The sequence below is a fragment of the Micromonospora sp. SL4-19 genome (genome assembly GCF_047921475.1).
In the GTDB taxonomy this organism is placed as follows: Bacteria; Actinomycetota; Actinomycetes; order Mycobacteriales; family Micromonosporaceae; genus Micromonospora.
Genome location: NZ_JBLROB010000023.1, coordinates 37,326 through 61,914, shown reverse-complemented (window position 1 = coordinate 61,914; position 24,589 = coordinate 37,326). Strand labels below are relative to the sequence as shown.

General features: G+C 72.8%; 26 protein-coding genes. 9 read left to right on the top strand and 17 right to left on the bottom strand.

Annotated elements, in window-relative coordinates:
• Positions 1-39 precede the first annotated feature (39 nt).
• Positions 40-1,062 (bottom strand): heat-inducible transcriptional repressor HrcA, encoded by a 1,023-nt coding sequence (gene hrcA / locus ACNAVT_RS23275; protein ID WP_416299270.1) that lies wholly within the window; start codon positions 1,060-1,062, stop codon positions 40-42.
• Positions 1,063-1,287: 225 nt separating this feature from the next.
• On the opposite strand from hrcA, the gene ACNAVT_RS23270 reads away from it, so the two are divergent.
• Complete coding sequence (locus ACNAVT_RS23270) at positions 1,288-1,890, top strand: DUF4870 domain-containing protein (RefSeq protein WP_416299269.1); 603 nt, start codon at positions 1,288-1,290, stop codon at positions 1,888-1,890.
• A gap of 49 nt (positions 1,891-1,939) precedes the next feature.
• Here the strand turns inward: ACNAVT_RS23270 and hemW are convergent, their stop codons facing one another.
• Entirely contained in the window at positions 1,940-3,163 is a 1,224-nt protein-coding gene (hemW, locus tag ACNAVT_RS23265; RefSeq protein ID WP_416299268.1) for a radical SAM family heme chaperone HemW, read from the bottom strand.
• Between the two features lie 19 nt (positions 3,164-3,182).
• Between hemW and ACNAVT_RS23260 the strand changes: the two genes are divergently transcribed.
• Positions 3,183-3,968, top strand: coding sequence for an enoyl-CoA hydratase-related protein (locus ACNAVT_RS23260; RefSeq protein ID WP_416299267.1), 786 nt, complete (start codon positions 3,183-3,185; stop codon positions 3,966-3,968).
• 131 nt (positions 3,969-4,099) lie between these two features.
• A complete protein-coding gene (locus tag ACNAVT_RS23255) occupies positions 4,100-4,963 on the top strand; it encodes a hypothetical protein (protein WP_416299310.1) in 864 nt (287 codons plus the stop codon).
• 97 nt (positions 4,964-5,060) lie between these two features.
• On the opposite strand, the gene ACNAVT_RS23250 is transcribed toward ACNAVT_RS23255, so the two are convergent.
• Positions 5,061-5,705: an MOSC domain-containing protein gene (locus tag ACNAVT_RS23250; protein ID WP_416299266.1), complete on the bottom strand. Its 645-nt coding sequence runs from the start codon at positions 5,703-5,705 to the stop codon at positions 5,061-5,063.
• A 121-nt stretch (positions 5,706-5,826) separates the two neighbouring features.
• On the opposite strand from ACNAVT_RS23250, the gene ACNAVT_RS23245 reads away from it, so the two are divergent.
• Together ACNAVT_RS23245 and ACNAVT_RS23240 are read left to right on the top strand one after the other, a co-directional pair.
• A complete protein-coding gene (locus tag ACNAVT_RS23245) occupies positions 5,827-6,306 on the top strand; it encodes a hypothetical protein (protein WP_416299265.1) in 480 nt (159 codons plus the stop codon).
• Positions 6,303-6,617 carry a winged helix-turn-helix domain-containing protein gene (locus ACNAVT_RS23240; RefSeq protein ID WP_416299264.1) on the top strand — a complete coding sequence of 105 codons (315 nt, stop codon included), beginning with the start codon at positions 6,303-6,305 and terminating at the stop codon, positions 6,615-6,617. Before ACNAVT_RS23245 ends, ACNAVT_RS23240 begins: the two co-directional genes overlap by 4 nt.
• A 57-nt stretch (positions 6,618-6,674) precedes the next feature.
• On the opposite strand, the gene ACNAVT_RS23235 is transcribed toward ACNAVT_RS23240, so the two are convergent.
• The 6 genes from ACNAVT_RS23235 to ACNAVT_RS23210 form a co-directional block, all read right to left on the bottom strand.
• A complete protein-coding gene (locus tag ACNAVT_RS23235; protein WP_416299309.1) occupies positions 6,675-7,505 on the bottom strand; it encodes a carbohydrate ABC transporter permease in 831 nt (276 codons plus the stop codon).
• A gap of 17 nt (positions 7,506-7,522) precedes the next feature.
• A complete protein-coding gene (locus tag ACNAVT_RS23230) occupies positions 7,523-8,509 on the bottom strand; it encodes a carbohydrate ABC transporter permease (protein WP_416299263.1) in 987 nt (328 codons plus the stop codon).
• A complete protein-coding gene (locus ACNAVT_RS23225; RefSeq protein ID WP_416299262.1) occupies positions 8,506-9,798 on the bottom strand; it encodes a sugar ABC transporter substrate-binding protein in 1,293 nt (430 codons plus the stop codon). The genes ACNAVT_RS23230 and ACNAVT_RS23225 overlap by 4 nt, the downstream gene beginning before the upstream one ends.
• A 233-nt stretch (positions 9,799-10,031) precedes the next feature.
• Complete coding sequence (locus ACNAVT_RS23220) at positions 10,032-10,313, bottom strand: GlsB/YeaQ/YmgE family stress response membrane protein (RefSeq protein WP_416299261.1); 282 nt, start codon at positions 10,311-10,313, stop codon at positions 10,032-10,034.
• Between the two features lie 304 nt (positions 10,314-10,617).
• Positions 10,618-12,495 (bottom strand): translation elongation factor 4, encoded by a 1,878-nt coding sequence (lepA, locus tag ACNAVT_RS23215; protein ID WP_416299260.1) that lies wholly within the window; start codon positions 12,493-12,495, stop codon positions 10,618-10,620.
• 93 nt (positions 12,496-12,588) lie between these two features.
• Positions 12,589-13,122 (bottom strand): DUF4240 domain-containing protein, encoded by a 534-nt coding sequence (locus tag ACNAVT_RS23210; RefSeq protein WP_416299259.1) that lies wholly within the window; start codon positions 13,120-13,122, stop codon positions 12,589-12,591.
• Positions 13,123-13,173: 51 nt separating this feature from the next.
• Here ACNAVT_RS23210 and ACNAVT_RS23205 point away from each other — a divergent pair, with 51 nt between their 5' ends.
• Positions 13,174-14,178 (top strand): phosphotransferase family protein, encoded by a 1,005-nt coding sequence (locus ACNAVT_RS23205; protein ID WP_416299258.1) that lies wholly within the window; start codon positions 13,174-13,176, stop codon positions 14,176-14,178.
• 113 nt (positions 14,179-14,291) lie between these two features.
• On the top strand, positions 14,292-14,558 hold the full coding sequence (rpsT, locus tag ACNAVT_RS23200; RefSeq protein WP_416299257.1) for a 30S ribosomal protein S20: 267 nt from the start codon (positions 14,292-14,294) through the stop codon (positions 14,556-14,558).
• 95 nt (positions 14,559-14,653) lie between these two features.
• On the opposite strand, the gene ACNAVT_RS23195 is transcribed toward rpsT, so the two are convergent.
• The 8 genes from ACNAVT_RS23195 to nadD all read right to left on the bottom strand — a co-directional run bounded on the left by ACNAVT_RS23195 (position 14,654) and on the right by nadD (position 22,363).
• Positions 14,654-15,130, bottom strand: a complete 477-nt coding sequence (locus ACNAVT_RS23195) for a hypothetical protein (protein ID WP_416299256.1) — start codon at positions 15,128-15,130, stop codon at positions 14,654-14,656.
• Positions 15,127-16,104, bottom strand: coding sequence for a DNA polymerase III subunit delta (gene holA, locus ACNAVT_RS23190; protein WP_416299255.1), 978 nt, complete (start codon positions 16,102-16,104; stop codon positions 15,127-15,129). Before holA ends, ACNAVT_RS23195 begins: the two co-directional genes overlap by 4 nt.
• 198 nt (positions 16,105-16,302) lie before the next feature.
• Positions 16,303-18,675 (bottom strand): ComEC/Rec2 family competence protein, encoded by a 2,373-nt coding sequence (locus ACNAVT_RS23185; protein ID WP_416299308.1) that lies wholly within the window; start codon positions 18,673-18,675, stop codon positions 16,303-16,305.
• A 32-nt stretch (positions 18,676-18,707) separates the two neighbouring features.
• Positions 18,708-19,610 (bottom strand): helix-hairpin-helix domain-containing protein, encoded by a 903-nt coding sequence (locus tag ACNAVT_RS23180; RefSeq protein WP_416299254.1) that lies wholly within the window; start codon positions 19,608-19,610, stop codon positions 18,708-18,710.
• A 104-nt stretch (positions 19,611-19,714) separates the two neighbouring features.
• Positions 19,715-20,575 (bottom strand): DegV family protein, encoded by an 861-nt coding sequence (locus ACNAVT_RS23175; RefSeq protein ID WP_416299253.1) that lies wholly within the window; start codon positions 20,573-20,575, stop codon positions 19,715-19,717.
• Between the two features lie 49 nt (positions 20,576-20,624).
• A complete protein-coding gene (locus ACNAVT_RS23170) occupies positions 20,625-21,254 on the bottom strand; it encodes a histidine phosphatase family protein (RefSeq protein ID WP_416299252.1) in 630 nt (209 codons plus the stop codon).
• Entirely contained in the window at positions 21,251-21,655 is a 405-nt protein-coding gene (gene rsfS / locus ACNAVT_RS23165; protein WP_416299251.1) for a ribosome silencing factor, read from the bottom strand. Before rsfS ends, ACNAVT_RS23170 begins: the two co-directional genes overlap by 4 nt.
• Before the next feature lie 111 nt (positions 21,656-21,766).
• Complete coding sequence (nadD, locus tag ACNAVT_RS23160; protein WP_416299250.1) at positions 21,767-22,363, bottom strand: nicotinate-nucleotide adenylyltransferase; 597 nt, start codon at positions 22,361-22,363, stop codon at positions 21,767-21,769.
• 154 nt (positions 22,364-22,517) lie between these two features.
• Between nadD and ACNAVT_RS23155 the strand changes: the two genes are divergently transcribed.
• Both ACNAVT_RS23155 and ACNAVT_RS23150 read left to right on the top strand, forming a co-directional pair.
• Positions 22,518-23,165, top strand: a complete 648-nt coding sequence (locus ACNAVT_RS23155) for a PadR family transcriptional regulator (RefSeq protein ID WP_416299249.1) — start codon at positions 22,518-22,520, stop codon at positions 23,163-23,165.
• A gap of 157 nt (positions 23,166-23,322) precedes the next feature.
• Entirely contained in the window at positions 23,323-24,528 is a 1,206-nt protein-coding gene (locus tag ACNAVT_RS23150) for an FAD-dependent oxidoreductase (protein WP_416299248.1), read from the top strand.
• Positions 24,529-24,589: the final 61 nt, after the last annotated feature.

Sequence of the window (24,589 nt, the reverse complement as noted above, 5' to 3'; positions counted from 1 at the left end):
GCCGGTCGTCGGCCGGGGGCCGCCGTCGGCCCTGACTGGTCAGTTCTGGGCCAGCAGCTCGCCCACGTAGCGTGCCACGGCCCGCACGGTGGCGATGGTGCCGGGGTAGTCCATCCGGGTCGGCCCGAGCACGCCCAGGCCACCGACGATGGTGCTGCCCGGGCCGTACCCGGTGCTGACCACCGAGGCGGCGCGCAGGTTGTCGATCTCGTTCTCGTCGCCGATCAGCACCCGGGTGGTGCTCGGCTCGGCCTCGCCGATGAGCTTGAGCAGCACGACCTCCTCCTCGAGCGCCTCGAGGATGGGGCGCAGCGAGCCCTGGAAGTCCAGCAGGCCACCACGGGTGAGGTTGGCGGTGCCGGCCAGTGCGATGCGCTCCTCGTGCCGCTCGACGAGCGTCTCCAGCAGCACGCTGGAGATCGTGGCCATGGCCGGGCGCAGCTGCGGCGACGACTCGTCCACCAGCGCCTGGACCAGCGGCGGGGCCTCCGACAGCCGGGTGCCGACCAGCTTCTCGTTGACCAGCCGGCGCAGGTCGATGACCTCGTCGGCGGGGATCGGCCGGGGCAGCTCGACGAGCCGCTGCTCGACCCGACCGGTGTCCGCGATCATGACCACCATCAGCCGGGTGGTGGAGATCGGCACCAGTTCCAGGTGGCGCACCTTGGACCGGGCCAGGCTCGGGTACTGCACCACGGCGACCTGCCGGGTGAGCTGGGCCAGCAGCCGGACCGTACGGTGCACCACGTCGTCCAGGTCGACCGCGCCGACCAGGAAGCGCTCGATGGCCCGGCGCTCGGCCGGGCTGAGTGGCTTGACCCGGGAGAGCCGGTCGACGAAGAGCCGGTAGCCGCGGTCGGTGGGCACCCGCCCGGCGCTGGTGTGCGGCTGCCGGATGTAGCCCTCCTCCTCCAGCACCGCCATGTCGTTGCGCACGGTCGCCGGGGAGACGCCGAGCTGGTGGCGCTCGACCAAGGCCTTGCTGCCGACCGGCTCCTGCGTGGCGACGTAGTCCTCGACGATCGCGCGGAGCACGGCGAGCTTGCGGTCGTCGAGACCCATCTCCCACCTCCTGACGCACTTCGACCCGCCGGCACCCGGCACCGGCCGGGCGTCTGGCACTCGACTGTAGCGAGTGCCAGTCTACGTCGGCGTACCCGCCGACGCGATGATCAGCGACGGACCCCGGGTACGGCCCACCGCACAATTCGCCCCGACCAAACAGTCGGACATCCGGGACGATGTCGGTCTGGCGCGCCCTTGCTTCCGGCACCTACCGTGACGTCCATGACTGAACCACCTCGCCCTCCCGGAGCGGGGGACCCCGGCGCCCAGCCGGAGCCGCCCTCGGCACCGTACGGCTCGTCGTCGGCGAACGAGCCCCCCACCGCACCACTGTCCGGGGCGTCCGCCGGGGGCGGCTATCCCCCGCCCGGTGGCTATCCCCCGCCCTCCGGAGGCCAGCCGCCGTCGGGTGGCTACCCACCCCCGGGCGCCGGCTACCCGACCGGCGGCTCGTACGGCCCGCCTCCCGGCTACGCCAACAACGATGAGAAGACCTGGGCTATGGTCGCGCACTTCGGCGGCCCGGTCGGCGTCGTGGTCGGCGGCAGCCTGCTCGGCTGGGTCGCGCCGCTCATCGCGTTCTCCGCGAAGGGCCAGCAGTCCCCGACCGTGCGGGCGCACGCGGTGGCCGCGCTGAACTTCCAGGTCACCTGGGTCATCGCCGTCCTGATCAGCTTCGTGCTCGCCGTGATCACCTGCGGTGTGCTCTTCTTCATCCCGATCATCGTCGCGGTGATCCCGATCGTCTTCGGCATCATCGGCGGCCTGAAGGCCACCGAGGGCGTCCTTTACCGCTACCCGATGAGCTACTCCTTCGTGAAGTGAGCGACCCGGCCGGCCCCCCGGCCGGCCGGGACCGGGGCGCGGCGGGCGGTCAGGGCAGCAGGTCGCGGACCACCGCGTCGGCCAGCAGCCGACCGCGCAGGGTGAGCACCGCCCTGCCGGCCGCGTACCCGTCGGCGTCCAGCAGGCCGTCGGCCAGCGCCCGCCGCGCGCCGGCCCGGCCCGCCTCGTCCAGCACGTCCAGGGGCAGGCCGGAGGCGAGCCGCAGCCGCAGCATCACGTCCTCCATGTGCGCCTCGTCGGGGGTGAGCACCTCCCGGGCCAGGCCGGGCGACCGTCCCGCGGCCAGGCGCCCGGCGTACGCGGTGGGGTGCTTGACGTTCCACCACCGCACCCCGCCGACGTGGCTGTGCGCCCCCGGGCCGAGGCCCCACCAGTCGGCGCCGGCCCAGTAGAGCAGGTTGTGCCGGCACCGGGCCGCCTCGGAGCGGGCCCAGTTGGAGACCTCGTACCAGGAGAAACCGGCCGCGTCGAGGGCGGCCTCGGCGGCCAGGTAGCGGTCCGCCGCCACGTCGTCGCTCGGGTACGGCAGCTCGCCGCGGCGCATCCGCGCGGCCAGCCGAGTGCCCTCCTCCACGATCAGGGCGTACGCGCTGACGTGGTCCACGCCCGCCGCCACCACCTGCTCCAGCGAGGCGGCGAAGTCGGCCGCGCTCTCCCCCGGAGTGCCGTAGATCAGGTCCAGGTTGACGTGGTCGAACCCGGCGTCCCGCGCCTCCAGGGCGGCGGCGGTGGCCCGGCCGGCGTGGTGCTGCCGGTCCAGGACGGCCAGCACCCCGGGCGCGGCGGACTGCATGCCCAGCGAGATCCGGGTGTAGCCGGCCGCGCGCAGCGTCTTCAGCGACTCCGGAGTGACCGACTCGGGGTTGGCCTCGGTGGTCACCTCGACGTCGGCGGCCAGCCCCCAGGTGCGGTCGATGCCGTCGAGGATCCGGGCCAGGTCGTCCGCCGGGAGCAGGGTGGGCGTGCCGCCGCCCACGAAGACGGTGTCCACCCGGGGCGGCGGGGTGTCGCCCAGCACCCGGCCGGCGAGCGCCAGCTCGGCCAGCACGGTGTCGGCGTACGTCTCGCGGCTGGCCCCGCCACCCAACTCGGTCGCGGTGTACGTGTTGAAGTCGCAGTAACCGCAGCGGCTGGCGCAGAACGGGACGTGAACGTACACCCCGAAGCCGCGCGCGCCGACGGCACGCAGGGCGGCAGCGGGCAGTGATCCGTCGACCGGGACGGATTCGCCTTCTGGAAGAGCGCCGGGCATGGCCACTAGTGTGCCCGGCATGACCTCTCCGGACGCTCTCGTGCGGGTCGCCACGACCCGCGGGGTGACCACCCTCACCCTGGACAGCCCACCCAACCGCAACGCGCTGTCCACCCCGCTGATGACCGAACTGCTGGCCGGGCTGGCCGCCGCGGTCGCCGACGACGCGGTCCGGGCGGTCGTGCTGGACCACACGGGGCCGGTCTTCTGTTCGGGGGCGGACCTGAAGGAGACGGCCGCCGCGTACGCCAGCGGGACCGTGCCGGCCGGCATGCTCGGCGATGTCCTGGTGGCGGTCCGGGAGTGCCCGAAGCCGGTGCTGGCGAAGGTTGCCGGGCCGGCGCGGGCCGGCGGACTGGGCCTGATCGCCGCGGCCGACCTGGCGGTCTGCGCCGAGGAGGCGACGTTCGCCTTCACCGAGGTCCGGATCGGGGTGATACCGGCGGTGATCTCGGCGACCGTGCTGCCCCGGCTGCACCCCCGGGCCGCCGCCGAGCTGTACCTCACCGGCGACATCTTCGACGGCCGGCGAGCCGCCGAGATCGGCCTGGTCACCGCCGCCGTGCCGGCGGACGGCCTGGATGCCGCGGTGGAGCGCTACTGCGCGTCGCTGGTGAAGGGCGCGCCGAAGGCTCTCGCCGGCACCAAGGAGTTGCTGCGCCGGCCGGCCGACACCGACCTGCGGGCGGAGATCGCCGAGTTGGCCGCCCGTTCCACCGGGTACTTCCTTTCCGACGAGGGCCGCGAGGGCGTGCTCGCGTTCCGCGAGAAGCGGCCCGCCGCCTGGGTGCCCACCGGAGACTGAGGCTGACGCGACGCCATTCCCGGGGGAGGACGCGGTCCGTGGCCGGACGGTGACGGTACGGGAGACGGCCGGTCGGACGACCCGGACGAAGCACCATGCGACGTAGGCTGGTCGGACTGTTGGGGCAGGAGGTGCGGGTGCGAACTCGAGCAGCAATCGTGGCAGCCGGTGTGGTGGTCGCCGTCGTGGCCCTGCTGGGCGTCTGGTTCGTCACGAAGCAGTTCGGTCAGCACCTCCGGCTTCCGCTGGCCAGCCGCACCTGCACCGTGGAGGCCGACGGCGAGGTCGTGCTGAGCGCCGAACAGATGGCCAACGCGGCCACGATCGCGGCGATCGGGATGCAACGAGAGATGCCCGAGCGGGCCGTGGTGGTGGCGCTGGCCACCGCGTACCAGGAGTCGCACCTGCGCAACATCGCGCACGGCGACCGGGACTCGCTGGGCCTGTTCCAGCAACGCCCGAGCCAGGGCTGGGGCACCCCCGAGCAGATCCAGGACCCTCGCTACGCGGCGAGAAAGTTCTACGCCGCGCTGAAGAAGGTCAAGGGCTGGGAGGAGATGCGGGTCACCGAGGCCGCGCAGCGGGTGCAGCGGTCGGCCTACCCGGAGGCGTACCAGAAGTGGGCCGACGAGTCCGAGGTCCTCACCCGCGCGCTGCTCGGCCACGCGACCGGCGCGGTGGCCTGCACGGTCGGGTCGCCCACGATGCGCGGCCCGGCCGCGGCGGCCGCCCTGGTGGAGAGCCTCGCCCTGGACTGGGGGCTGTCCGACCTCATCCCGCCGGCCGATCTGACCGGGTTCGCCGTGCCGGCCGCGGACAGCCGCAACGGCTGGCGGTACGCCCACTGGCTGGTCTCCCACGCCGACGACCACGGCGTGAAGCGGGTCCGCTTCGGCGACCTGGAGTGGACCGCCGAGCACGGCACCTGGGCCAAGGTCAAGGGCAGCGGGGCCGAGCCGACCCAGGTGCTGGCGGAGGTCTTCGCCGCGACGTGACCCCGCCCGGGCCGGCACATCGCGCTCCGAGGGCCCGGCCCGGTGCCGCGCCGCACGGCCGGCCCGACGCGCCTGCTGCCGGAGGCCCGGCGCGCGGTCAGCGGCCGGCGGCGCCGAGGCGGCGGAGCACCTTCGCCCGGATCGACTCGGGCAGCTCCGGCACGTCGGCCAGCCGAGGCAGCAGGTCGGGCTCCAGCGTGGTCGCCCGGAACATCTCACCGACGGTCACCCCGTGTGCCGGGCGCTCCACCACCTCGACCGGGTCGCCCGCGCCGATCTCGCCCTCGTGCAGCACCCGCAGGTACGCCCCGGGCGCGGCCCGGACGGTGAACCGCTTGATCAGGTCCGGTATGCCCCAGAAGCCGGCGAAGGTGGTGCACGGAGTGCGTGGCTTGGTCACCTCCAGCAGGGCGGAGCCGATCGCCCACCGCTCGCCGATGACCGCGCCGGTGACGTCCACCGCGCAGGTGGTGACGTTCTCGCCGAAGTTGCCCGGGCGCAGCAGCCGGCTCAGCTCGGCGGCCCACCAGGCGGCGTCCTCCTCGGCGTAGGCGTACACCGCCTGGTCAGGGGTGCCGTGGTGGGCCCGCTCGCCGATGAAGTCGCCGACCAGCCCCGCGAACCGGACCTGTACCGGGCCGTCGACGGGCCGCTTGTCGATGCCGCTGCGGCCGCTCGCGTCGCCCGCCCACTCTGCCTCGGTCACCGCACCGAGGTTCACCGCCGTCAGCCTGCCCGTCATGCCGGCCAGCCTAGTCGCCGAGCCGACTCAGTTTCGCCTCGGCAAATACTTGCCTACTTGGAAAGTTGGCGCTTTACTTTCCAGGTAGGCAAATACTCGTCTGACTATCAAAGAGGACGCCATGTCCGAGCCGGCCATCACTCCCGCGGCGGCCACCGACGCGCTGGCCGAGATCCACGCCCGACGCGACCAGGCGGTCGCCGCCGTCCTCGTCCCCGGCTGGTACTGGCCCACCCTGGGCGGCCTGATGGTCGCGTTCACCGCCGCCGTCGAGACGCGCCGCCCATGGGTGGTCGCGCTCGGCTCCATCGGGTACGCCCTGGGCCTCGGCGCCCTGGTCGCCCGCGTCGCGCTGCGGCACCGCGCCCAGGTCCGCAGCTCCCTGCTCGGCGTCTCCGGTGTGGTTGCCATCGTCGGCTACACACTCGGCGTGACCGCCCTCGGCCTGGTCACCGGGTTCGCCGCGGAGTCCGCGGGGTTCGGCTGGCCGGCGACGCTCGGCGCGGCGGCCGCGGCGGGCGCGATGACCGCCACGGGCCAGGTGCTCATGCGGTACCTGCGGACCGTGATGACGGCCCGACCGATCGGCGGCAGTCGATGAGTGATCCTCGGTTCGACGAGCTGATCCACGCACCCACCCGGCTCTCCCTGGTGAGCCTGCTCGCCGCCACCGAGTGGGCCGAGTTCCGTTACCTGCGCGAGCAGCTCGGGCTCTCCGACTCGGCGCTGTCCAAGCAGCTCAGCATCCTGGAGCAGGCCGGCTACGTCGAGATACGCAAGAGCTTCGTGGGCAAGCGCCCGCGTACCTCGGCCAAGCTGAGCCGGCAGGGACGCGGCGCGTTCGACGGACACGTCGCGGCGCTGCAACAGATCGTGGCGCAGGCCGGATCGAGCGTGCTGCCCGAGGCCTGACGCCGGCCCAGGTCCGGCAGCGTGAACCGACCCCCGGGGTCCGGCGGCCCTGGGGGCTCAGCCCTTGACGGCCCCCGCGACCAGGCCGGAGACCATTCGGCGCTGCACCAGCAGGAAGAAGACGATCACCGGCAGGGTGAACAGCGTCGAGGCGGCCATCACCGAACCCCAGGCGGTGTCGTCCCGGCCGAAGAAGAACGTCATCGCGACCGGCAGGGTGTATCGGTGCTGATCGTTGATGAAGGTCAGCGCGAAGATCAGCTCGTTCCAGGCGGTGATGAAGGAGAAGATGCTGGTCGCGACGAGCCCGGGCGCCACCAGCGGGAAGAGGATCCGGCGGAAGGTCTGCGCGCGGCTGGCGCCGTCGATCGCCGCCGCCTCCTCCAGTTCCTTGGGCACCGCGGCCACGAAGCCGCGCAGCATCCAGACCGCGAACGGCAGCGAGAAGCCGAGGTACGTCAGGATCAGGCTGGGCAGGGTGTTGTAGAGCCCGAGCCGCTGGATCATCAGGAAGAGCGGGATGACCAGCGCTTCCAGCGGGATCATCTGCACCACGAGCAGCAGGATCAGGAACGTGGTCCGCAGCCGGAACCGGAACCGGGCCACCGCGGTCGCCGCGAGCAGCGCCACCAGCCCGCTGAGCAGCACCGTCACCACTGCCACCAGCGCGCTGTTGAGGAAGAAGTCGGTGAAGGTCACGCCCGGGATCAGGTTGCCGGTGAGGATCTCCCGGTAGTGCTCCAGGGTGGGCTCGGCCGGCACCGGGTGTGGCGTGGCCGAGAAGATCTCCCGGTTGGGCTTGAGCGAGGTGGCGACCATCCAGTAGACCGGGAACGCCGCGAAGAGCGCGACCAGCAGGCCGGCGCCGTTGAGGGCGAACTTCTTCACGACCCGTCCGCCTGTCTTCACGACTCGTTCTCCTGCCGCAGCACCATCCGGACGTACAGGGCGGTCACGGCGAGCAGGATCAGGGTGAGGATGACCGCGATCGCCGACCCGAGGCCGTACTTGGGCGGCGGCGAGAACGCCTCCGCGTACGAGTAGATCGAGAGCATGAACGTCGACCGGTCCTGGGTGCCCCCGGCCAGCACGAACTGCTGGGTGAACACCTTGAAGTCCCAGATCGTGGAGAGCACCACCAGGATGCCGAAGACCGGGCGCAGCATCGGGAAGGTGACCGACCAGAAGACCCGCCACGGTCCGGCCCCGTCCACCCGGGCTGCCTCCTGCAGTTCGCTCGGCACGCTCTTGAGCCCGGCCAGCACGCTCACCGCGATGAACGGGAAGGAGTGCCAGACCACCACCAGGGTCAGGATCGCGAAGAACAGCAGCGGGTCGTTGAACCAGCCGTAGCCGGTCCAGTCGCTGCGCCCGAAGAGCGTGGTGGAGAGCCCGTCCGGGAGCTTGTTGAACAGCCACGTGACCAGGCCACTGGTGTCGTCAAAGATCCACTTCCAGACGATGGTGCCGGTCAGCGCCGGAGTGGCCCAGGCCAGCATCACGCAGCTGGCGACGAAGGTGGCCATCTTCCGGCCGAGCCGGTTGAGCAGCAGCCCGACCAGGGTGCCGAGGATCATCGTGAGCGCCACGTTCGCCATGGCGAAGAGCACCGTGTTGCGCAGCACCGTGCGGAAGAACGGGTCGCCGAGGATCTGCGCGTAGTTGGCCAGGCCCACCCACGGCCACTCGCGGTCCCCCCGCAGCTGCCGGACGCTGTCCAGCTTGAAGAAGGACATCATCACGACCTGGCCGAGCGGCCAGAGCAGCAGCACGGCGATGATCGCCAGACAGGGCAGGAGCAACAGGTACGGCAGGTGGTCCACCCGGCGGCGCCGCCGCGCGGGGGTCTCCCGCGCGGCGGCCGTGCCGGTGGCCTCGGTCAGCGTGGTCACTTGGCGTTGAGAATGCTTTCCATCTCGGTGGCCGCGTCGGCGGTGGCCTTCTCCACGGTCTTCTGGCCCTTGATGACCGAGCTGTTCATCGCCTGGGTCACCGTCTTGGTCCGGCTGACCTCGACCCACTTCGGGGTGAGCGGGGTCAGCTTGGTGTTCTGCATGGCGGTGGCGAACGCGGCCATCACCTTGTCATTGGCGTAGTCGCCGCCACCGACCAGGTCCTGGTAGACCGGGAAGAAGCCGAGGCTGCTGGCGAACTCCTGGTCCTTCTGCTTGCTCAGCAGCACGGTCAGGTAGTCCCAGGCCAGATCCTGCTTCTTACTGTCCTTCCACAGGGCGATGTCGGAGCCGCCGGCGAAGGCCGGGGCCGGCTTGCCGTCCGGGCCCGGGATGGGGAAGGTGCCCCACACCTTCTCGATGTCGGGGTTGTCCTTCTTCATGGCGCCGCCCTGCCAGCTACCGGCGAACGCCATGGCGGCCTTGCCGGTCGCGAACTGGGTCCGGGCGTCGACCTCGTTCCAACCGGCGGCGGCCGGCGGGGCGACCTTGTGGACGGTCACCAGTTCGGTCCAGAACTTGACCGCCTTCTGCGCCTCCGGCGTGTTGTAGCCGGACTTCCAGGTGTCGCCCTCCTTGGTGGCGATCTCGCCGCCGGCGCCCCAGAGGAAGGAGTAGAACGGCAGCTCGGAGTTGCCCGGCAGGGCGATGCCGTAGGTGTTGGGCTTCTTGGCCTGGACCGTCTTGGCGACGGTGACGAGCTCGTCCCAGGTCGTCGGCGGCTTCACGCCGGCCTCGGCGAACCAGTCGGTGCGGTAGAAGACGGCGCGGACGCCGGCGTACCAGGGGACGCCGTACTGCTTGCCGTCGAGCTGGGCGTTCTTCACCAGGTCGGGGAGGATGTCCTTGCCCTCGGCCCAGCTGCCGAACTTGTCCGTGACGTCGGCGAGGGCCTCCTGGTCCGCCCAGCCCTGGGTCTCGGTGTTCCCCAGTTCGGTGACGTCCGGTCCCTCACCGCCGGCGAGCGCGGCCTGGAACTTCTTCGGCGCCTCGAGCCAGGGGATGTACTGCACCACCACGTCGGTCTCGGGGTGCTTCTTCTTGAACTCGGCCTCGACACCGTCGAGGAACTTGGTCTGGGCGTCGCCGCCCTCGCCCATCATCCAGACCGTCAGCTTGCTCTTGTCCGCGGCCTTCTCGTCATCCCCGGAGCCACCGCATCCGGCCAGCACCATCGCGGCCGAGGCCACGATGGCGGTGACCGGAGCCAGCCGCTTCCACCTGTTCACGCCACATCTCCCTCGCGCCGCTTGGCATTAACCTTCTCCGCCGCACCTTAGTAGGAAAATTTCCTTTACAACAGGGGGAGTCGCGGACGGCCGGGCGAGGCGACCGTATCGCAGCCTCCCCTCTCAAGGCAGGGGTGCCGGCCGGCGGAATCGCGACGGGAACGGTGGCCACCGACGCCAGCGGGCGCCCGACCGTCAGGTCGGGCGCCCGCTGGCAGTGCTTCGGGTTTGCGTCAGTAGCGCGAGACTCCGCGCCGGCGACCCACACCGGACACCAGGGCCACGGCGATGGCGGCCAGCAAGACCTGGACCAGCAGTTCCATCCAGTCGACACCGCGGGTCTCGGTCGCGATGCCCAGGGCCCTGGCGAGCACGGTGCCGAGCAGCGCGGCACCCACGCCGATCAGCATGTGCAGCCAGATCGGCATGCTCTGCCGGCCCGGAACGACCAGGCGACCCAGAGCGCCGACGATCAGGCCAACGATGAGGGCGGTGATGATGCCCGTGACGGTCATGGTCGTCTCCTCCCAAGAAGTTTCACACGTCGTGTGTGGTTCCTGTCGTGACCGGTAAGTTCCCGAGTCGCCGAAGACCCAAACCGACGCATCGCACGGCCAACGCCGTGGATCGATGTCGTGGGCCTGCGTCGTTCCGGCTGACGGCACGATCGCGCAGGTGGTGACGGCCGCCGGCCGCGGCGGCCAGCATCCGCGGCGGCGGAAACTCCTCGGGTACGCGGAACGGCCGGCGCCCCGCGCGGGACCCATTTACGGGTCGCCGTGGCGGGGCGCCGGCCGTGCGGCGGCGGACGGGAGGGTGCTACTTCTTGCCGGCGGGCTTGCCGTCCCCGGCGTCGGAGGAGAGCGCGGCGATGAAGGCCTCCTGGGGAACCTCCACCCGGCCCACCATCTTCATCCGCTTCTTGCCTTCCTTCTGCTTCTCCAGCAGCTTGCGCTTGCGGCTGATGTCACCGCCGTAGCACTTGGCGAGCACGTCCTTGCGGATGGCGCGGATCGTCTCCCGGGCGATCACCCGGCTGCCGATGGCGGCCTGGATGGGCACCTCGAACTGCTGGCGCGGGATCAGGCTGCGCAGCTTCGCCGCGATCGTGGTGCCGTAGGTGTACGCCTTGTCCTTGTGCACGATGGCGCTGAACGCGTCCACCGGCTCGCCGTGCAGCAGGATGTCCACCTTGACCAGGTCGGAGGCCTGCTCGCCGGAGGGCTCGTAGTCCAGCGAGGCGTATCCCTTGGTACGGCTCTTGAGCTGGTCGAAGAAGTCGAAGATGATCTCCGCGAGGGGCAGCGTGTAGCGCAGCTCCACCCGGTCGGCGGAGAGGTAGTCCATCCCCAGCAGGCTGCCCCGGCGCCCCTGGCACAGCTCCATCACCGCGCCGACGTAGTCGTTCGGGGTCAGCACGGTGGCGCGGACCGTCGGCTCGTACACCTCGGCGATCTTGCCGGTCGGGTACTCGCTCGGGTTGGTGACCACGACCTCCTCGCCGTCCTCCTGGATCGCCCGGTAGACCACGTTCGGGGCGGTGGAGATGAGGTCGAGGTTGAACTCCCGCTCCAGCCGCTCCCGGATGATCTCCAGGTGCAGCAGGCCGAGGAAGCCGCAGCGGAAGCCGAACCCGAGCGCGCCCGAGGTCTCCGGCTCGTACGTCAGCGCGGCGTCGTTGAGCTTGAGCTTGTCCAGCGCGTCGCGCAGGTTCGGGTAGTCCGAGCCGTCGATCGGGTAGAGGCCCGAGTAGACCATCGGCTTCGGGTCCTTGTAACCGCCGAGCGCTTCCTTCGCCGGGTTGGCGTTGATGGTGACCGTGTCACCGACCCGGGACTGCCGGACGTCCTTCACGCCGGTGATCAGGTAGCCCACCTCGCCGACGCCGAGCGCGTCGGCCTTCTGCATCTCCGGCGAGATGACCCCGATCTCCAACAGCTCGTGGGTGGCGCCGGTGGACATCATCTTGATCCGGTCGCGGGCACCGATCCGACCGTCGATCACCCGGACGTAGGTGACCACGCCGCGGTAGACGTCATAGACCGAGTCGAAGATCATCGCGCGGGCCGGGGCCTCGGCAACGCCCACCGGCGGCACGAACTGCCGGACGATCTCGTCCAGCAGGTACGGCACGCCCTCGCCGGTCTTGCCGGAGACCTTGATGCAGTCCGCCGGGTCGCCACCGATCAGGTGGGCGAGCTCCTCGGCGTACTTCTCCGGCTGGGCGGCCGGCAGGTCGATCTTGTTGAGCACCGGGATGATGTGCAGGTCGTTCTCGAGGGCCAGGTAGAGGTTGGCCAGGGTCTGCGCCTCGATGCCCTGTGCGGCGTCCACCAGCAGGATCGCGCCCTCGCAGGCGGCCAGCGACCGGGACACCTCGTAGGTGAAGTCGACGTGCCCCGGAGTGTCGATCATGTTGAGCACGGCGGCCTCGCCGGCCCGGTCACCCTCGCGGATGGTCCACGGCATGCGCACGGCCTGGCTCTTGATCGTGATGCCGCGCTCGCGCTCGATGTCCATCCGGTCGAGGTACTGGGCGCGCATCTGCCGGGGGTCGACCACGCCGGTGAGCTGCAGCATCCGGTCGGCCAGGGTCGACTTCCCATGGTCGATGTGGGCGATGATGCAGAAGTTCCGGATGCGCGCCGGGTCGGTGGCACCAGGAGCGTTCGCGCCGGGATCGAGCGTCGGTGGCACAGCGGTCCGTTCTGGTCGGCTGACGTGAGCGGGCCGGCGCGGCGCCGGCCCCCTCTATGCTCCCACGCCGCCCGGGAGGCCGGTCCTCCCCCGTCACTCCTCGGGCGGCTCGGCGAAGAGAGCGGCGAGCCGGGGCAGCCGGCGGGTGACCTCCTCCTCGTCGTCGAAGTCCCAGAACTCGTCCAGCTTCGGGTAGGGATCCCCCGGCACCTCCGGCAGGTCGCTCGCGGTGGCCTTCCGGTACGCCTCCCAGGCCACCCCCAGCATGTCCTCGCACTCGAACTCCTCGCCGCTGAGCGCGGCGGCCCGGACCTGCGGCAGTTCGGCGAGCGAGTCCGGGTCGGCGACGGCCCGGGCGAAGACCGCCCGGCCCTGGGTCATCAGCCAGCCCCGGAAGTACTCGAAGCCGTCGTCGGAGGCGCCTCCGTTGATCAGGTACGCCGCGCCCCAGAGGTCGACCGTGTACGACGCGGCCATCACCCGCCACTGATGGCCGGCGTACCCGACGATCTCCGCCGGATCCCGCTCCGCGAGCAGGGCGACCGCGCGGGCGGCGACCCCGTCGGGCTCTCCCCCGGCGCCGGCGCGGGCCTGGTCGATCAACTGCCAGAAGTCGTCGGTCCTCATGGCTCGCCAGTCTGGCAGAGCGGGCCGACACCTCGGCCGCGCGCCGGATCCGTGGCACCGGTGCGGCAGCATGGACCGGTGCGCGCGACCTCCCTGCCCCCGGTGCCGTACGACGCGACGGCCGTCCGCCCCGACTGGGCCGAGCTGCCGGCCGGGCTGCGGGACGCGCTCGCCGCGCGACTCGGCGGGCCCCCGGTGGCCGTCCGGGTGGCCCGCGCCGGCTTCACCCGGGGCTTCGCCGCGGTGCTGACCGGCCCCGACGGCAGCCGGGTCTTCGTGAAGGCGGCGGCGCTGGCGGAGCAGCGGCACCTGGTCGACTGGTACGCCCACGAGGCGGCGATCCTGGCCCGGCTCCCCGCCGGCCTGCCGGTCGCCCGGCCGCGCTGGGCGCTGACCGAGGCCGGCTGGTACGCGCTCGGCCTCGACGCCGTCGACGGGCGCACCCCCGGGCTGCCGTGGGACCCGGCCGAGCTGGACGCCGCCCTCGCCGCGTACGACGAGGTGGCCGCCGCGCTCGCCGACCCGCCCGCGGAGCTGGTGGCGCTGGGGCTGCCCCGCCTCGCCGACCTGGCCCGCGACGACATCCTCTGGTGGGGCGAGGTGGCCGCCGGCCGCGAGCCGACACCGGAGCTGCCGGCCTGGGCCCCGCTGTCCGAGCTGGTCGAGCTGGAGTCCCACCTGCCCGGATACGCCGAGCACGGCGGGCTGGCCCACGGTGACCTGCGGGTGGACAACCTCCTGCTCGACGCCGGAGGTCGGGCGTGGATCTGCGACTGGAACTGGCTCTGCCACGGGCCGGCCTGGTTCGACCTCGCCAGCCTGCTGATCACCGGATACGCCAGCGGCCTGGACGCGGACGCGGCCTTCGCCACCCACCCGGCGTCGGCCGGTGCCCCGGCCGACGCGCTGGACGTCACCCTCGCGGCGCTGGCCGGATACTTCCTCACCAGCGCCGCCGCCGGGCCGTCGACCGCCTCCCCGCACATCCGCTCTCACCAGCGGTGGAGCGGCGATCAGGCGCTCGGCTGGCTGGCCGCACGGCGGGGCTGGAGCTGAGCCGTTTTGGCTCGTCCCGGCGGACCTGGTAGCCTGGCTTTTCGCGCGGCGATGACGCATGCTCGTCGTGCGCGAAAGCAGACCAACCCGAGCTATCAAGACGAGGCTGTCGCGTGGCGAACATCAAGTCCCAGATCAAGCGCAACCGGCAGAACGAGAAGCGCCGGCTGCGTAACAAGTCGGTCAAGTCGTCGCTGAAGACCGCCATCCGAAAGTTCCACGAGGCTGCCGAGGCCGGTGACACCGAGCAGGCCGCCGTCCTCATGCGTGAGGCCACCCGCAAGCTGGACAAGGCTGCCAGCAAGGGCGTCATCCACGCCAACCAGGCGGCCAACCGGAAGTCGGCGATCGCCAAGCGCGTCGCCTCGTTCTCGGCCTGACGAGCGCCTCAGACCTGAGCCGGAAGCCCCGGGGCGATACCCCGGGGCTTCCGGCTGTCCGTCTCTCCGGCCCGGTTGTCCGCGTCGAGGGGACGTCAGCGGGACGAGTCGTGCCGGACCTCGTCCGACCGTTGCCCGCCCTCGTCGTACCGGACCACGGGGTCGGCAGGGCGGGGCGCCCACGACGCCGGGTCGCCGGCGAGGGCCACGCCGGGCAGCGCAGGGGCCGTCGGCGGTACGCTGGCCCGCCCGACCGCCGGCTCGATCTGCCGGCGAAAGCGGTCCCGTTCCTGCTCCGGGACCTGCGCCGCGGTACGGATCGCCACCTCGGCGACCATGTCGTTGAGCTTCACCATCGCCGCCACCGCGGCCGGCAGCACCAGCACCGCCCACCAGCTGACCAGCTCGGCGAGGGCGAGCAGCACGGCGAGCGCCACCGCCCCCTCGAAGAAGAGGAAGCAGAGCACCCCGCCCGGGTTGACGAAGCGCAGCCCGAGCACCCGGGCGTAGAGCGGGCGGTACCGCTCCTCGTCGGTCGGAACGGTCCTCCAGAAATGGGGTGACCGGGTCACCGGGCGCCGCCCTGCCGGGCCGCGGCGACGGAGAACACCGCCCGCTCCAGCGCGTACGCCCGGTCGTCGGCGCCTCCCTTGACGGCCGCGTTGCACTCGGCGGCCGCCCGCATCGCCTCGACCAGGCCCTCCGGGGTCCACCCTCGGCCCTGTCGCTGGGCCCGCTCGATCTTCCACGCCGGCATGCCCAGGCTGCTGGCCAGCTGGTAAGGGCTGCCCCGCCCGGCGGAAGCGACCCGGGCCACCGTACGCACGCCGTCGGCGAGCGCGTCGGCGATCGGCACCGGGTCGACACCGACGTGCAGCGCCCAGCGCAGCGCCTCCAGGGCGGCGGGGACGTCGCCAACCATCGTGGCGTCGGCGACGGTGAAGCCGCTCACCTCCACCCGGCCCCGGTAGTAGCGGGCGACCGTGTCCGCCCCGATCCGCCCGTCGGTGTCGGCGACGAGCTGCGAGCAGGCGGCGGCCAGCTCCCGCAGGTCGGTGCCGACGGCGGCGATCAGCGCCTCGGCCGCGTCCTCGGTGCACTTCCCGCCGCTGCGGCGAATCTCGTCCCGTACGAAGGCGACCCGCTCCCGATGCCCCTTGAGCTTCGCCGCCGGCACCACGGTCGCGCCCGCCGCGCGAAGCCCGTCGGCGAATGCCTTGCCCTTCGCGGCGCCGAGGTGCAGCACCACCAGTTGCACGTCGGGGTCCGGGTTCTTCGCGTACGCCAGTAGCGCGGCGACCAGGTCCTTGCGGGCGTCCTGGCCGGCCCGGAGCACGAGGACCCGCCGCCCGCCGAACAGCGACGGGCTGAGCATCTCGGCGATCTCCCCCACCATCAGGGAGCCGGCCTGGTACTCGCGGACGTCCACGTCCGGGTCGACGCCGCGGGCCGTGGTGACGGCTTCGGTGACCGCGCGCGTGGCGAGCAGCTCCTCGTCGCCGAGAACGAGCAGAATAGGGGGCAGGCTGGCCGTCACGTCGCCCATACTCGCATGGGCTTCGGGCGGATCGTGTGTGCTCATCGGTGACTGTGACGGCACAGCCCGCACTCAGCGCGAATCCAGACATTTGATTCGCCCGCTGCGGTACCGCCAGGCCGCCTCGGCCCCGGCGCGCCGGTCGCTTGCTCCCGCGGCTGCGCGGGCTGTTCGGTCGGTCTGCGGCCGGTCCTCCCCGGGTCCGTCTCAGCGCTGCCGTCCCGGGCGGACCCCACCGGCGACCACCGCCAGGCCGTGCCCACCCCGGACCGCGGCGACGTCGCCGTCCGTGTCGGTGCGCAGCACCCGCGCGCCGGCCCGGGTCAGCCGGTCCAGCAGGCCCGGGTTCGGGTGCCCGTAGTCGTTGTCAACCCCCACCGACACCAACGCGACGGCCGGGCGGACCTCGTCCAGGAACTCCGGATCCTGGTACGCGGACCCGTGGTGGGCGACCTTCAGCACGTCGGCCCGGACCGCACCGGGCGGCAGGGTCTCCAGCAGTGCTCGCTGCTCCTCCGTCTCGGCGTCACCGGGCAGCAGGATCCGCACCCCGGCCACGGTGGCCGCGAGAACCAGCGAGTTGTTGTTCGGGTCCGACCGGCTGCCCCGCAGCGGGTACGGCGGCCCGAGCACGGTCAGCTCCGTTCCCCCGGCCCGCCAGCGCCAACCCGCCGGCACAGCACGGAGAACGGCGGCACCATCATGCGCGGCGGCGCGCACCTGGGACACACCGAAGGGCGGTTCGGACCACTGCGGGGTCACCACGTCCGCCACCCGCCGTCCTCGGAACACCCCGGCGATGCCGCCCACGTGGTCGGCGTGGAAGTGGCTGACCACCAGCAGCGGCACCTCGCGTACGCCGAGCCGGCGCAGGCACGCGTCGACCCCGGCCGGGTCCGGGCCGGCGTCCACCACCACCGCCCGCCCGGCAGCGACCGGCAGCACGACCGCGTCGCCCTGCCCCACCGCGCAGGCCACGATCACCCACCCCGTCGGCGGCCAGCCGGAGGCCAGTAGCCGGACGGGGAGCGTGCCGAGCAGCACCGCGACCGCGCAGACCGCGACGAGCCGCCGGGCCAGAGGCCGCCGGGTGGCGAACAGCAGCGCCACGGTGAGGGCGGCCAGCAGCAGCGCGCCGGTCACCCCGCCCGGCCAGGGCAGCGTCCCGGCGGGCAGTCGCGCCCCCTGCCGGGCGACCATCACCAGCCACCAGGCCGGCCAGCTTGCCAGCCAGGCGGCGAACTCCGCACCCGACGGCCAGACCGGCGACACGACAGCGGCGATCACGCCCAGCACGGTGGCGGGCGCGACCGCCGGCACCACCAGCAGGTTCGCCGGCACCGCGACCAGGCTCACCGTCCCCGAGAGGCCAGCGATCACCGGGCCGCAGGCGAGTTGGGCGGCCGCCGGCACCGCCAGCGCCTCGGCCAACCCCACCGGTACGCCCCGGCGGCGCAGCGCGTCCCGCCAGCCGGGGGCGAGCAGCAGCAGCCCGCCGGTGGCGCAGACGGACAGCGTGAACCCCGGGTCCCCGGCCAGCTCGGGGTCGAGCAGCACCAGCACGGTGACCGCGGCGGCGAGGGCGGGCAGCGCGGCGCGGGGTCGCCCGGCGGCGAGCGCGGCCAGGCCGATCGCACCCATCGCCGCAGCGCGCACCACGCTCGGCGATGGCCGGACGAGAATGACGAACCCGACCAGGGCGAGCACGCAGAGGACGGCGGCCGTCCGGGGACCGGCCCGGGCCCAGCGGGCGAGCAGCAGCACCGCGCCGACGACGATGGCCACGTTCGAGCCGGACACCGCGTTGAGATGGGTCATCCCGGTGGTCCGGAAGTCCTCCTCCACCGCGGGCGGCAGGCGGCTGGTGTCCCCGACGACCAGGCCGGGCAGCAGGCCACCCTGCTCGTCGGGGAGCGGCTCGCACGCCCGCTGCAACCCGGCACGCAGCGTGCCGGCGGCCCGCTGCACCCACGGCGGTCGGCCGCGCAGGGTGGGCGGCGCGGTCACCGAGAGCACCGCAGCGGTCAGGTCCCCGCCACGCGGGGCCGACAACCGCCCCCGGGCGCTGGCCCGTTGCCCCGGCAGCAGCGCCCGCCAGGCCGGATCGGTCGCGAGCACGAGGCCGCGTACCGACCCGGTCACCTGCCGGCCGGCGGAATCGGTGAGGCGTACCAGGTCGGCCCGTAGGAGCAGGGTGGCCGGCCGGCCGGGGGCACCCCGGACCGGGCGCGGATCGTCGCGGACCACCAGCTCGGCGGTGACCAGGGCCCGCTCGGCCACGAGCGCCCGCACCGGGGCGGCGTCGCGGACCGCGAGCCGGGCCGCGGTGGCGGCCGACCCGCAGACGATCCCGAGCAGGACCGCGACCGCGATCCAGCCGACCCGGCGGAGGGGGGCGGCCGGCCGGCCCAGCAGGCCGCACAGGTGGAGGCCGACAACGGCGGCCAGGCCGGCGGCGACGGCGGCGAGCGCGGCCGCCGCGGTCGCGGTCTGGTGCAGGCCGGCCAGGGCGGCGAGCCAGGCCGCCATGGCCAGCCCGGCCAGCCGCAGGTCGGGGATGTCACGGGGGTCGGCGTCCATGCTCGGGCCGGACCGGGTCGGGTGCCGGGCGCTCACACCGTCACCAGGTCCTTGAGCTGCTCGTAGCGGGCGTCGCCGATGCCCTCGACCTGGCGCAGGTCGGAGACCGACCGGAACCCGCCGCGCCGCTCGCGATGGTCGAGGATCCGCTGGGCGAGCACCGGGCCGACCCCGGGCAACGCGTCGAGCTGGGCCAGGGTGGCCGTGTTCAGGTTGACCGGCCCGGCGGGTGCGGCACCGCCGGCCGCCGGGCCCGCAGCCGGTTGGCCGGGCTGCGCGGGCTGGCCGGGCGGGGCGGCCACGCCGACCAGGATCAGCTCGCCGTCGGTGACCTTGCGGGCCGGGTTGAGCAGGGCCACGTCCACACCGGGCAACGCGCCGCCGGCCGCCTCGACGGCGTCGGCGACCCGCGAGCCGGCCGGCAGCCGGACCAGGCCGGGACGGCGTACCTTGCCGGCGACCGCGACCACCACCTCGCCGCTCGCCGAGGCCGAGGCGACCGGGGACGCTGACTCCTCGTCCGGGGTACCGGCCGTCGACACCGGCCGGACCGGCTCGGCCTGCGGCCGGGACCGCCACGCCCAGACCCCGGCGACCAGGACCACGACGGCGGCGACGACACCCAGCGCCCGGACGCCACGCCGGCCAGGATCGAAGGCTCCCGGCCCCGGCAACCGGGAGAGCCGGGTCGAGGGACCGCTGGTCGACTCCTGCTCCGGCTCGCCCGCCGGGGTGGTCCCGGCGGCGGGCGGCTCGATCGCAACGGACCGCGGGCCGGATTCCGCCGGCACGGAACGCGGGCGCGTGGCGCGCCGGGACGTGGTGGGTCCCGCCGGGGGCAGGTCGAAGGTCGGCCAGTCCGGCTCCCGGCGGGCGGCCGGGTCGAACAGCCGGGACAGCCTCCGTCGCACCGCGCTCTCGTCGTCGTCTGACACGCCGCGAGGCTAGGCCCGACAGCAGGCCGTGCTCAGGTACGGACGCCACCTCTGTGGATGGAGAGCTCCTCTGTGGACGACCACCCGATCATGGCCGCGATGTGCTATCCGGCGACGGCTGAGCGACGGTGGATGACCACGCAGGCCAGCCCCGGCCCGGCGTGCGCCGCCACAACGGCGCCGGCCTCGGTGACGTACGTGTCGTGCAGGCGGTCACCGAGCCGCTCGGTCAGCGCCGCGACCAACTGCTCGGCGCGTTGCGGAGCGGCGAGGTGGTGCACCGCCAGGTCCACCTCGACGTCGCCGGCCGCCTCGACCGCCAGGTCGACCAGGCGCGCCACGCCCCGGCTGGCGGTCCGCACCTTGTCCCGTACCACGATCGTGCCGTCCGGCATGTGCAGGATCGGCTTCACCGACAGGGCGGTGCCGAGCAGCGCCTCGGCCGCGTTGATCCGGCCGCCCCGGCGGAGGAACTCCAAGGTGTCGACGTAGAAGAAGATGGTGGTCCGCTCGATCGCGTCGACCGCCGCCTGACGCACCCCCGACAGGTCGGCGCCGCGCTCGGCGGCCGCTGCGGCGGCGAGCACCGAGAAGCCCAGGCCCATCCCGGTCGAGCGGCTGTCGACCACGGCGATCCGGTCGCCGACCTCGGCGGCGGCCAGGTGGGCCGCCTCCACCGTGCCGGAGAGCTCGGCCGACAGGTGCAGCGACACCACCGCGTCGGCGCCCCCGGTGAGCAGCGCACGGTAGACCTGCGCGAACTGCTCCGGGGCCGGCCGGGAGGTGCTCACCGAGACCCGCCGGCCGCTCAGCGCCCGGGTGGCGTCGTCGGGGAAGGTCTCGACCCCTTCCAGCCCCTCCACGCCGTTGAGCACCACGGTGAGCGGGACGACGGTGAGCTGGTGTGCGCGCACCAGCTCGGGCGGGAGGTAGGCGGTGGAGTCGGTGACGACCGCGACGGGCATGTTCGGCACGCTAGTCGATGCCGGAGCGACGTGCCCAGGCCCGAAGGGCTCAGACCGCGTCGGTCAGCGCCGGCTGTGTGATGAGCCCGACGTTGTGGGCGCGGAGGTGCCAGCCCCGGATGTCGTTGTTGCGCAGCTCGGTCCAGTGGCAGTTGGCCAGCGAACCGACGCTGCGCAGCACGGCGTGGTCCCAGCCGAGCAGGTGGCCCACCCCCTGCCGGGCGCCGCCGCCGTGGGTGGTCACCACGACGGTGCCGCCGGTGGCCAGGTCGGCCGCGTCCTGGAAGGCGGCGCCGAGCCGCTTGCCGAGGTCGTCGAGGTTCTCGATGCCGGCGCCCGGGTCGGGGTCGCCGGCGCGCCAGCGCGCGTACTCGTCGGGGAAGCGCTCGGCGACCTCGCTGAGGGCGAGGCCCTGCCACTGGCCGAAGTGACGCTCGCGCAGCCGGGGGTCGGTGCGTACCGGCAGCCCGGTCAGCGCGGCGAGCGCCGCGGCCGTGTCGGCGGCCCGGCGCAGGTCGCTGGCGACGATGGCGTCCGGGCGCAGCGCGGCCAGTACGGGCGCGGCGGCGCGGGCCTGCTCGCGACCGAGGTCGTTGAGCGGTACGTCGGTCTGTCCCTGGACCCGGCCGGCGGCGTTCCAGTCGGTGTTGCCGTGCCGCCAGATGATCAGGCGGGTCATTCCGCGCTGGCGGCGCCGGCGGCCGAGTCGGCCAGGTCCCGGTCCACGAACGGGATCTGCGGGCAGTCCTTCCAGAGCCGGTCGAGGGCGTAGAACTCGCGCTCCTCGGTGTGCTGCACGTGCACCACGATGTCGACGTAGTCGAGCAGCACCCAGCGGCCGCCCCGCTCGCCCTCGCGCCGGACCGGCTTGGCCTTCTCCGGCAGCTCCAGCAGGCGCTCCTCGATGGCGTCGACGATGGCGAGCACCTGGCGCTCGTTCGGAGCGGCGGCCAGCACGAACGCGTCGGTGATGGCGAGCTGGTCGCCCACGTCGATGATGACGATGTCCTGCGCCTTCTTGTCGGCCGCGGCCTGGGCGGCGGCCATCGCCAGCTCGTGTGCGCGTTCGGAAACTGTCACCGTTCTCCTTCGATCAACCGTGCGACCCTCCAAGCCTCTCACACCCGCCGGGGCGACGACTTGTCAGTTCTGGTCGATTACGCGGACAAAAGCCCGTGTTTCCGGCACATTTCAATGCTGGTAGAGGCGACGTTTGGCGATGTACTGCACCACACCGTCCGGGACCAGGTACCAGACCGGCTCGCCCCGGGCGACGCGCGCCCGGCAGTCGGTCGAGGAGATCGCCATCGCGGGGACCTGCACCAGGCTGACCGTGTCCGCGGGGAGGTGCTTGTCGGTGAGCTCGAAGCCGGGACGGGTCACCCCGATGAAGTGGGCCAGCTCGAACATCCGGTCCACTTCCTTCCAGGACAGGATGCGCTCCAGCGCGTCCGCGCCGGTGATGAAGAAGAGCTGGACCTTCGGGCCGTACTCGTCGTGCAGATCTCGCAGCGTGTCGACGGTGTAGGTCGGACCACCCCGGTCGATGTCGACCCGGCTCACCTGGAAGCGCGGGTTGGAGGCGGTGGCGATCACCGTCATGAGGTAGCGGTCCTCCGCCGAGCTGACCGGCTCGTCCGCCTTCTGCCAGGGCTGACCGGTGGGGACGAAGACCACCTCGTCCAGGCCGAACCGGTCCGCCACCTCGCTGGCCGCCACCAGGTGCCCGTGGTGGATCGGGTCGAAGGTGCCGCCCATGATCCCGATCCGCCGGATGTCTTCCTCCACCCCGCGATCCTAGGCCCGCGCCGCGTATCGGCCGTTGTGACCCTGATCGCCCTCCTCAAACCGGGACGATTCAGGTGCGGCCTTCCCCGATCGATGGACTACCCATATACTCGCTTACGAGTAATCGGATGCGAGCATCGGCGGGGAGCGTGACATGCCAGCACGGCGGAAAGTCGGCAACCTGTTGGCACTGGCCGTGCTGTCCGCCCTCGCCCAGCGGCCGATGCACCCGTACGAGATCGCCAGCAACCTCCGGGCCTGGGGCAAGGACCAGGACATGGAGATCAAGTGGGGGTCCTTCTACACGGTCGTCCGCAACATGGAACGGCACGGCCTGATCGAGGCCGTGGAGAGCGTCCGGGAGGGCCGTCGCCCGGAGCGCACCGTCTACCGCATCACCGACGCCGGCTGGGCGGAGCTCGTCGACTGGGCCCGCGAGCTGGTCTCGACCCCGGCCGCGGAGCGCCCCCAGTTCCGCGCCGGGCTGTCGGTGCTCGCCGTGCTGCACCCCGACGAGGCGGCAGTTCTCCTGCATCAGCGGCTGGAGCTGCTGGAGGACGAGATCCGGTCCGGGCGCGAAACACTCGCCGAGCACCTGCGTACGGTGCCGCGCCTGTTCCTGGTCGAGTCGGAGTACTACCTGACCATCCGCGACGCGGAGGCGGCCTGGATCCGGTCCCTGCTGGCCGAGCTCATCTCGGGCAGCTACCCGGGGCTGGACGAGTGGCGGGCCTACCACGAGGCCGGCAGACCGCCGGCGGGGTCGACCGATCCCCAGCAGAGGAGTGGCTCCACACAGTGATGGACGGCCCCGGCACGGTGCGCCAACACCAGGCCGGGGCCCTTACCTCGAACCGACACCGGAAGGTGCCCGGCCCGAAGCGGCAACCACGAGGATAGCTGGGCTCCCTCCAGGTCGGTTCGTGCACACGACAACCGACGATCCCTGGGAGGGAACCGTGACCGCAGTGAGGACAGCGATCGTGATCGGCGGCGGCATCGCCGGCCCGGTGACCGGGTTGGCGCTGCACCGCGCGGGCATCGCCGCCACCGTGTACGAGGCGTACCCGAGCACCACCGACGGCATCGGTGGCACCCTCGCGCTCGCGCCCAACGGCGTCGCGGCACTGCGCGCCATCGACGCAGATCAGGCCGTGACCGCGATCGCCAACCCGCTGGCCCGAATGGTGATGGCCGTCGGCGGCAAGCGCATCGACCTGCCCGGCCTGGCGGGCGTGCCACCGCTGCAGGTGGTGCATCGCAACGAACTGCACCGCGCGCTGCACGACCGCGCCCGCGCCGAGGGGGTGGTCATCGAGCACGGCAAGCGGCTGGTCGACGTACGGGAGACGGGCAGCGGCATCACCGCGAGGTTCGCCGACGGCAGCACGGCCACGGCGGACGTCCTCGTCGGCGCCGACGGCATCCGGTCGACCGTGCGCACCCTGATCGACCCGGACGCCGCCGGTCCGAGGTACACCGGGCTGCTCGGCTTCGAGGCGGTGGCCCGGCACGAGGTCGAGGCGGATGCGGACACCATGACCTTCGCCTTCGGCCGGGGTGGCTACTACCTCTACTGGCCTGAGCCGGGGGGCGGCACCCGGTGGGGCGTCAACCTGCCGCAGGAACGGCCGATGAGCCTCACCGAGGCCCAGGCGGTGCCGCAGGCCGACTGGATGCGGACGCTGCGGGCCAGGTACGCCGACGACGACCCCGGGCGCGACCTGATGCTGACCAGCCGCGAAGACGAGCTGCAGGTGGTGGGGTCGCTGCACATCATGCCGCCGATCCGGCACTGGCACCGCGGGCGCATGGTGCTGGTCGGCGATGCGGCGCACGCACCCTCCAACAGTTCCGGCCAGGGGGCCTCGCTGGCGATCGAGAGCGCGGTGCAGCTGGCCCGCTGCCTGCGCGACCTGCCCGACGTCGCGTCCGCGTTCGCCACCTACGAGCAACTGCGGCGCGCTCGGGTGGAGGCGGTCGCCGCGCGGGCGGCGAAGATCAATCACGTGAAGGCCCCGGGCGCGGTGGCGCGGGCGCTGATGCCACTGGTGATGCCGCTGCTGACGCGGATCGCGATGAAACCGGAGAAGACGATCGGCCCCGAGCAGCGGTACGTCATCGACTGGGACGCCCCGGTGACGTCAGGTCCGGCCCTCCGCTGAGCCTGCACCGTGGGTGGCGCGCCCGGTCGGGTGGCGCCACCCACACTCGGCCGGCCCGATG

Bases quoted from the DNA above. Each gene is read 5' to 3' on its own strand.
- hrcA (WP_416299270.1), bottom strand. From the start codon at position 1,062: ATGGGTCTCGACGACCGCAAGCTCGCCGTGCTCCGCGCGATCGTCGAG.
- ACNAVT_RS23270 (WP_416299269.1), top strand. From the start codon at position 1,288: ATGACTGAACCACCTCGCCCTCCCGGAGCGGGGGACCCCGGCGCCCAG.
- hemW (WP_416299268.1), bottom strand. From the start codon at position 3,163: ATGCCCGGCGCTCTTCCAGAAGGCGAATCCGTCCCGGTCGACGGATCA.
- ACNAVT_RS23260 (WP_416299267.1), top strand. From the start codon at position 3,183: ATGACCTCTCCGGACGCTCTCGTGCGGGTCGCCACGACCCGCGGGGTG.
- ACNAVT_RS23250 (WP_416299266.1), bottom strand. From the start codon at position 5,705: ATGACGGGCAGGCTGACGGCGGTGAACCTCGGTGCGGTGACCGAGGCA.
- ACNAVT_RS23245 (WP_416299265.1), top strand. From the start codon at position 5,827: ATGTCCGAGCCGGCCATCACTCCCGCGGCGGCCACCGACGCGCTGGCC.
- ACNAVT_RS23240 (WP_416299264.1), top strand. From the start codon at position 6,303: ATGAGTGATCCTCGGTTCGACGAGCTGATCCACGCACCCACCCGGCTC.
- ACNAVT_RS23220 (WP_416299261.1), bottom strand. From the start codon at position 10,313: ATGACCGTCACGGGCATCATCACCGCCCTCATCGTTGGCCTGATCGTC.
- ACNAVT_RS23210 (WP_416299259.1), bottom strand. From the start codon at position 13,122: ATGAGGACCGACGACTTCTGGCAGTTGATCGACCAGGCCCGCGCCGGC.
- holA (WP_416299255.1), bottom strand. From the start codon at position 16,104: ATGGGCGACGTGACGGCCAGCCTGCCCCCTATTCTGCTCGTTCTCGGC.
- ACNAVT_RS23185 (WP_416299308.1), bottom strand. From the start codon at position 18,675: ATGGACGCCGACCCCCGTGACATCCCCGACCTGCGGCTGGCCGGGCTG.
- ACNAVT_RS23175 (WP_416299253.1), bottom strand. From the start codon at position 20,575: ATGCCCGTCGCGGTCGTCACCGACTCCACCGCCTACCTCCCGCCCGAG.
- ACNAVT_RS23170 (WP_416299252.1), bottom strand. From the start codon at position 21,254: ATGACCCGCCTGATCATCTGGCGGCACGGCAACACCGACTGGAACGCC.
- ACNAVT_RS23155 (WP_416299249.1), top strand. From the start codon at position 22,518: ATGCCAGCACGGCGGAAAGTCGGCAACCTGTTGGCACTGGCCGTGCTG.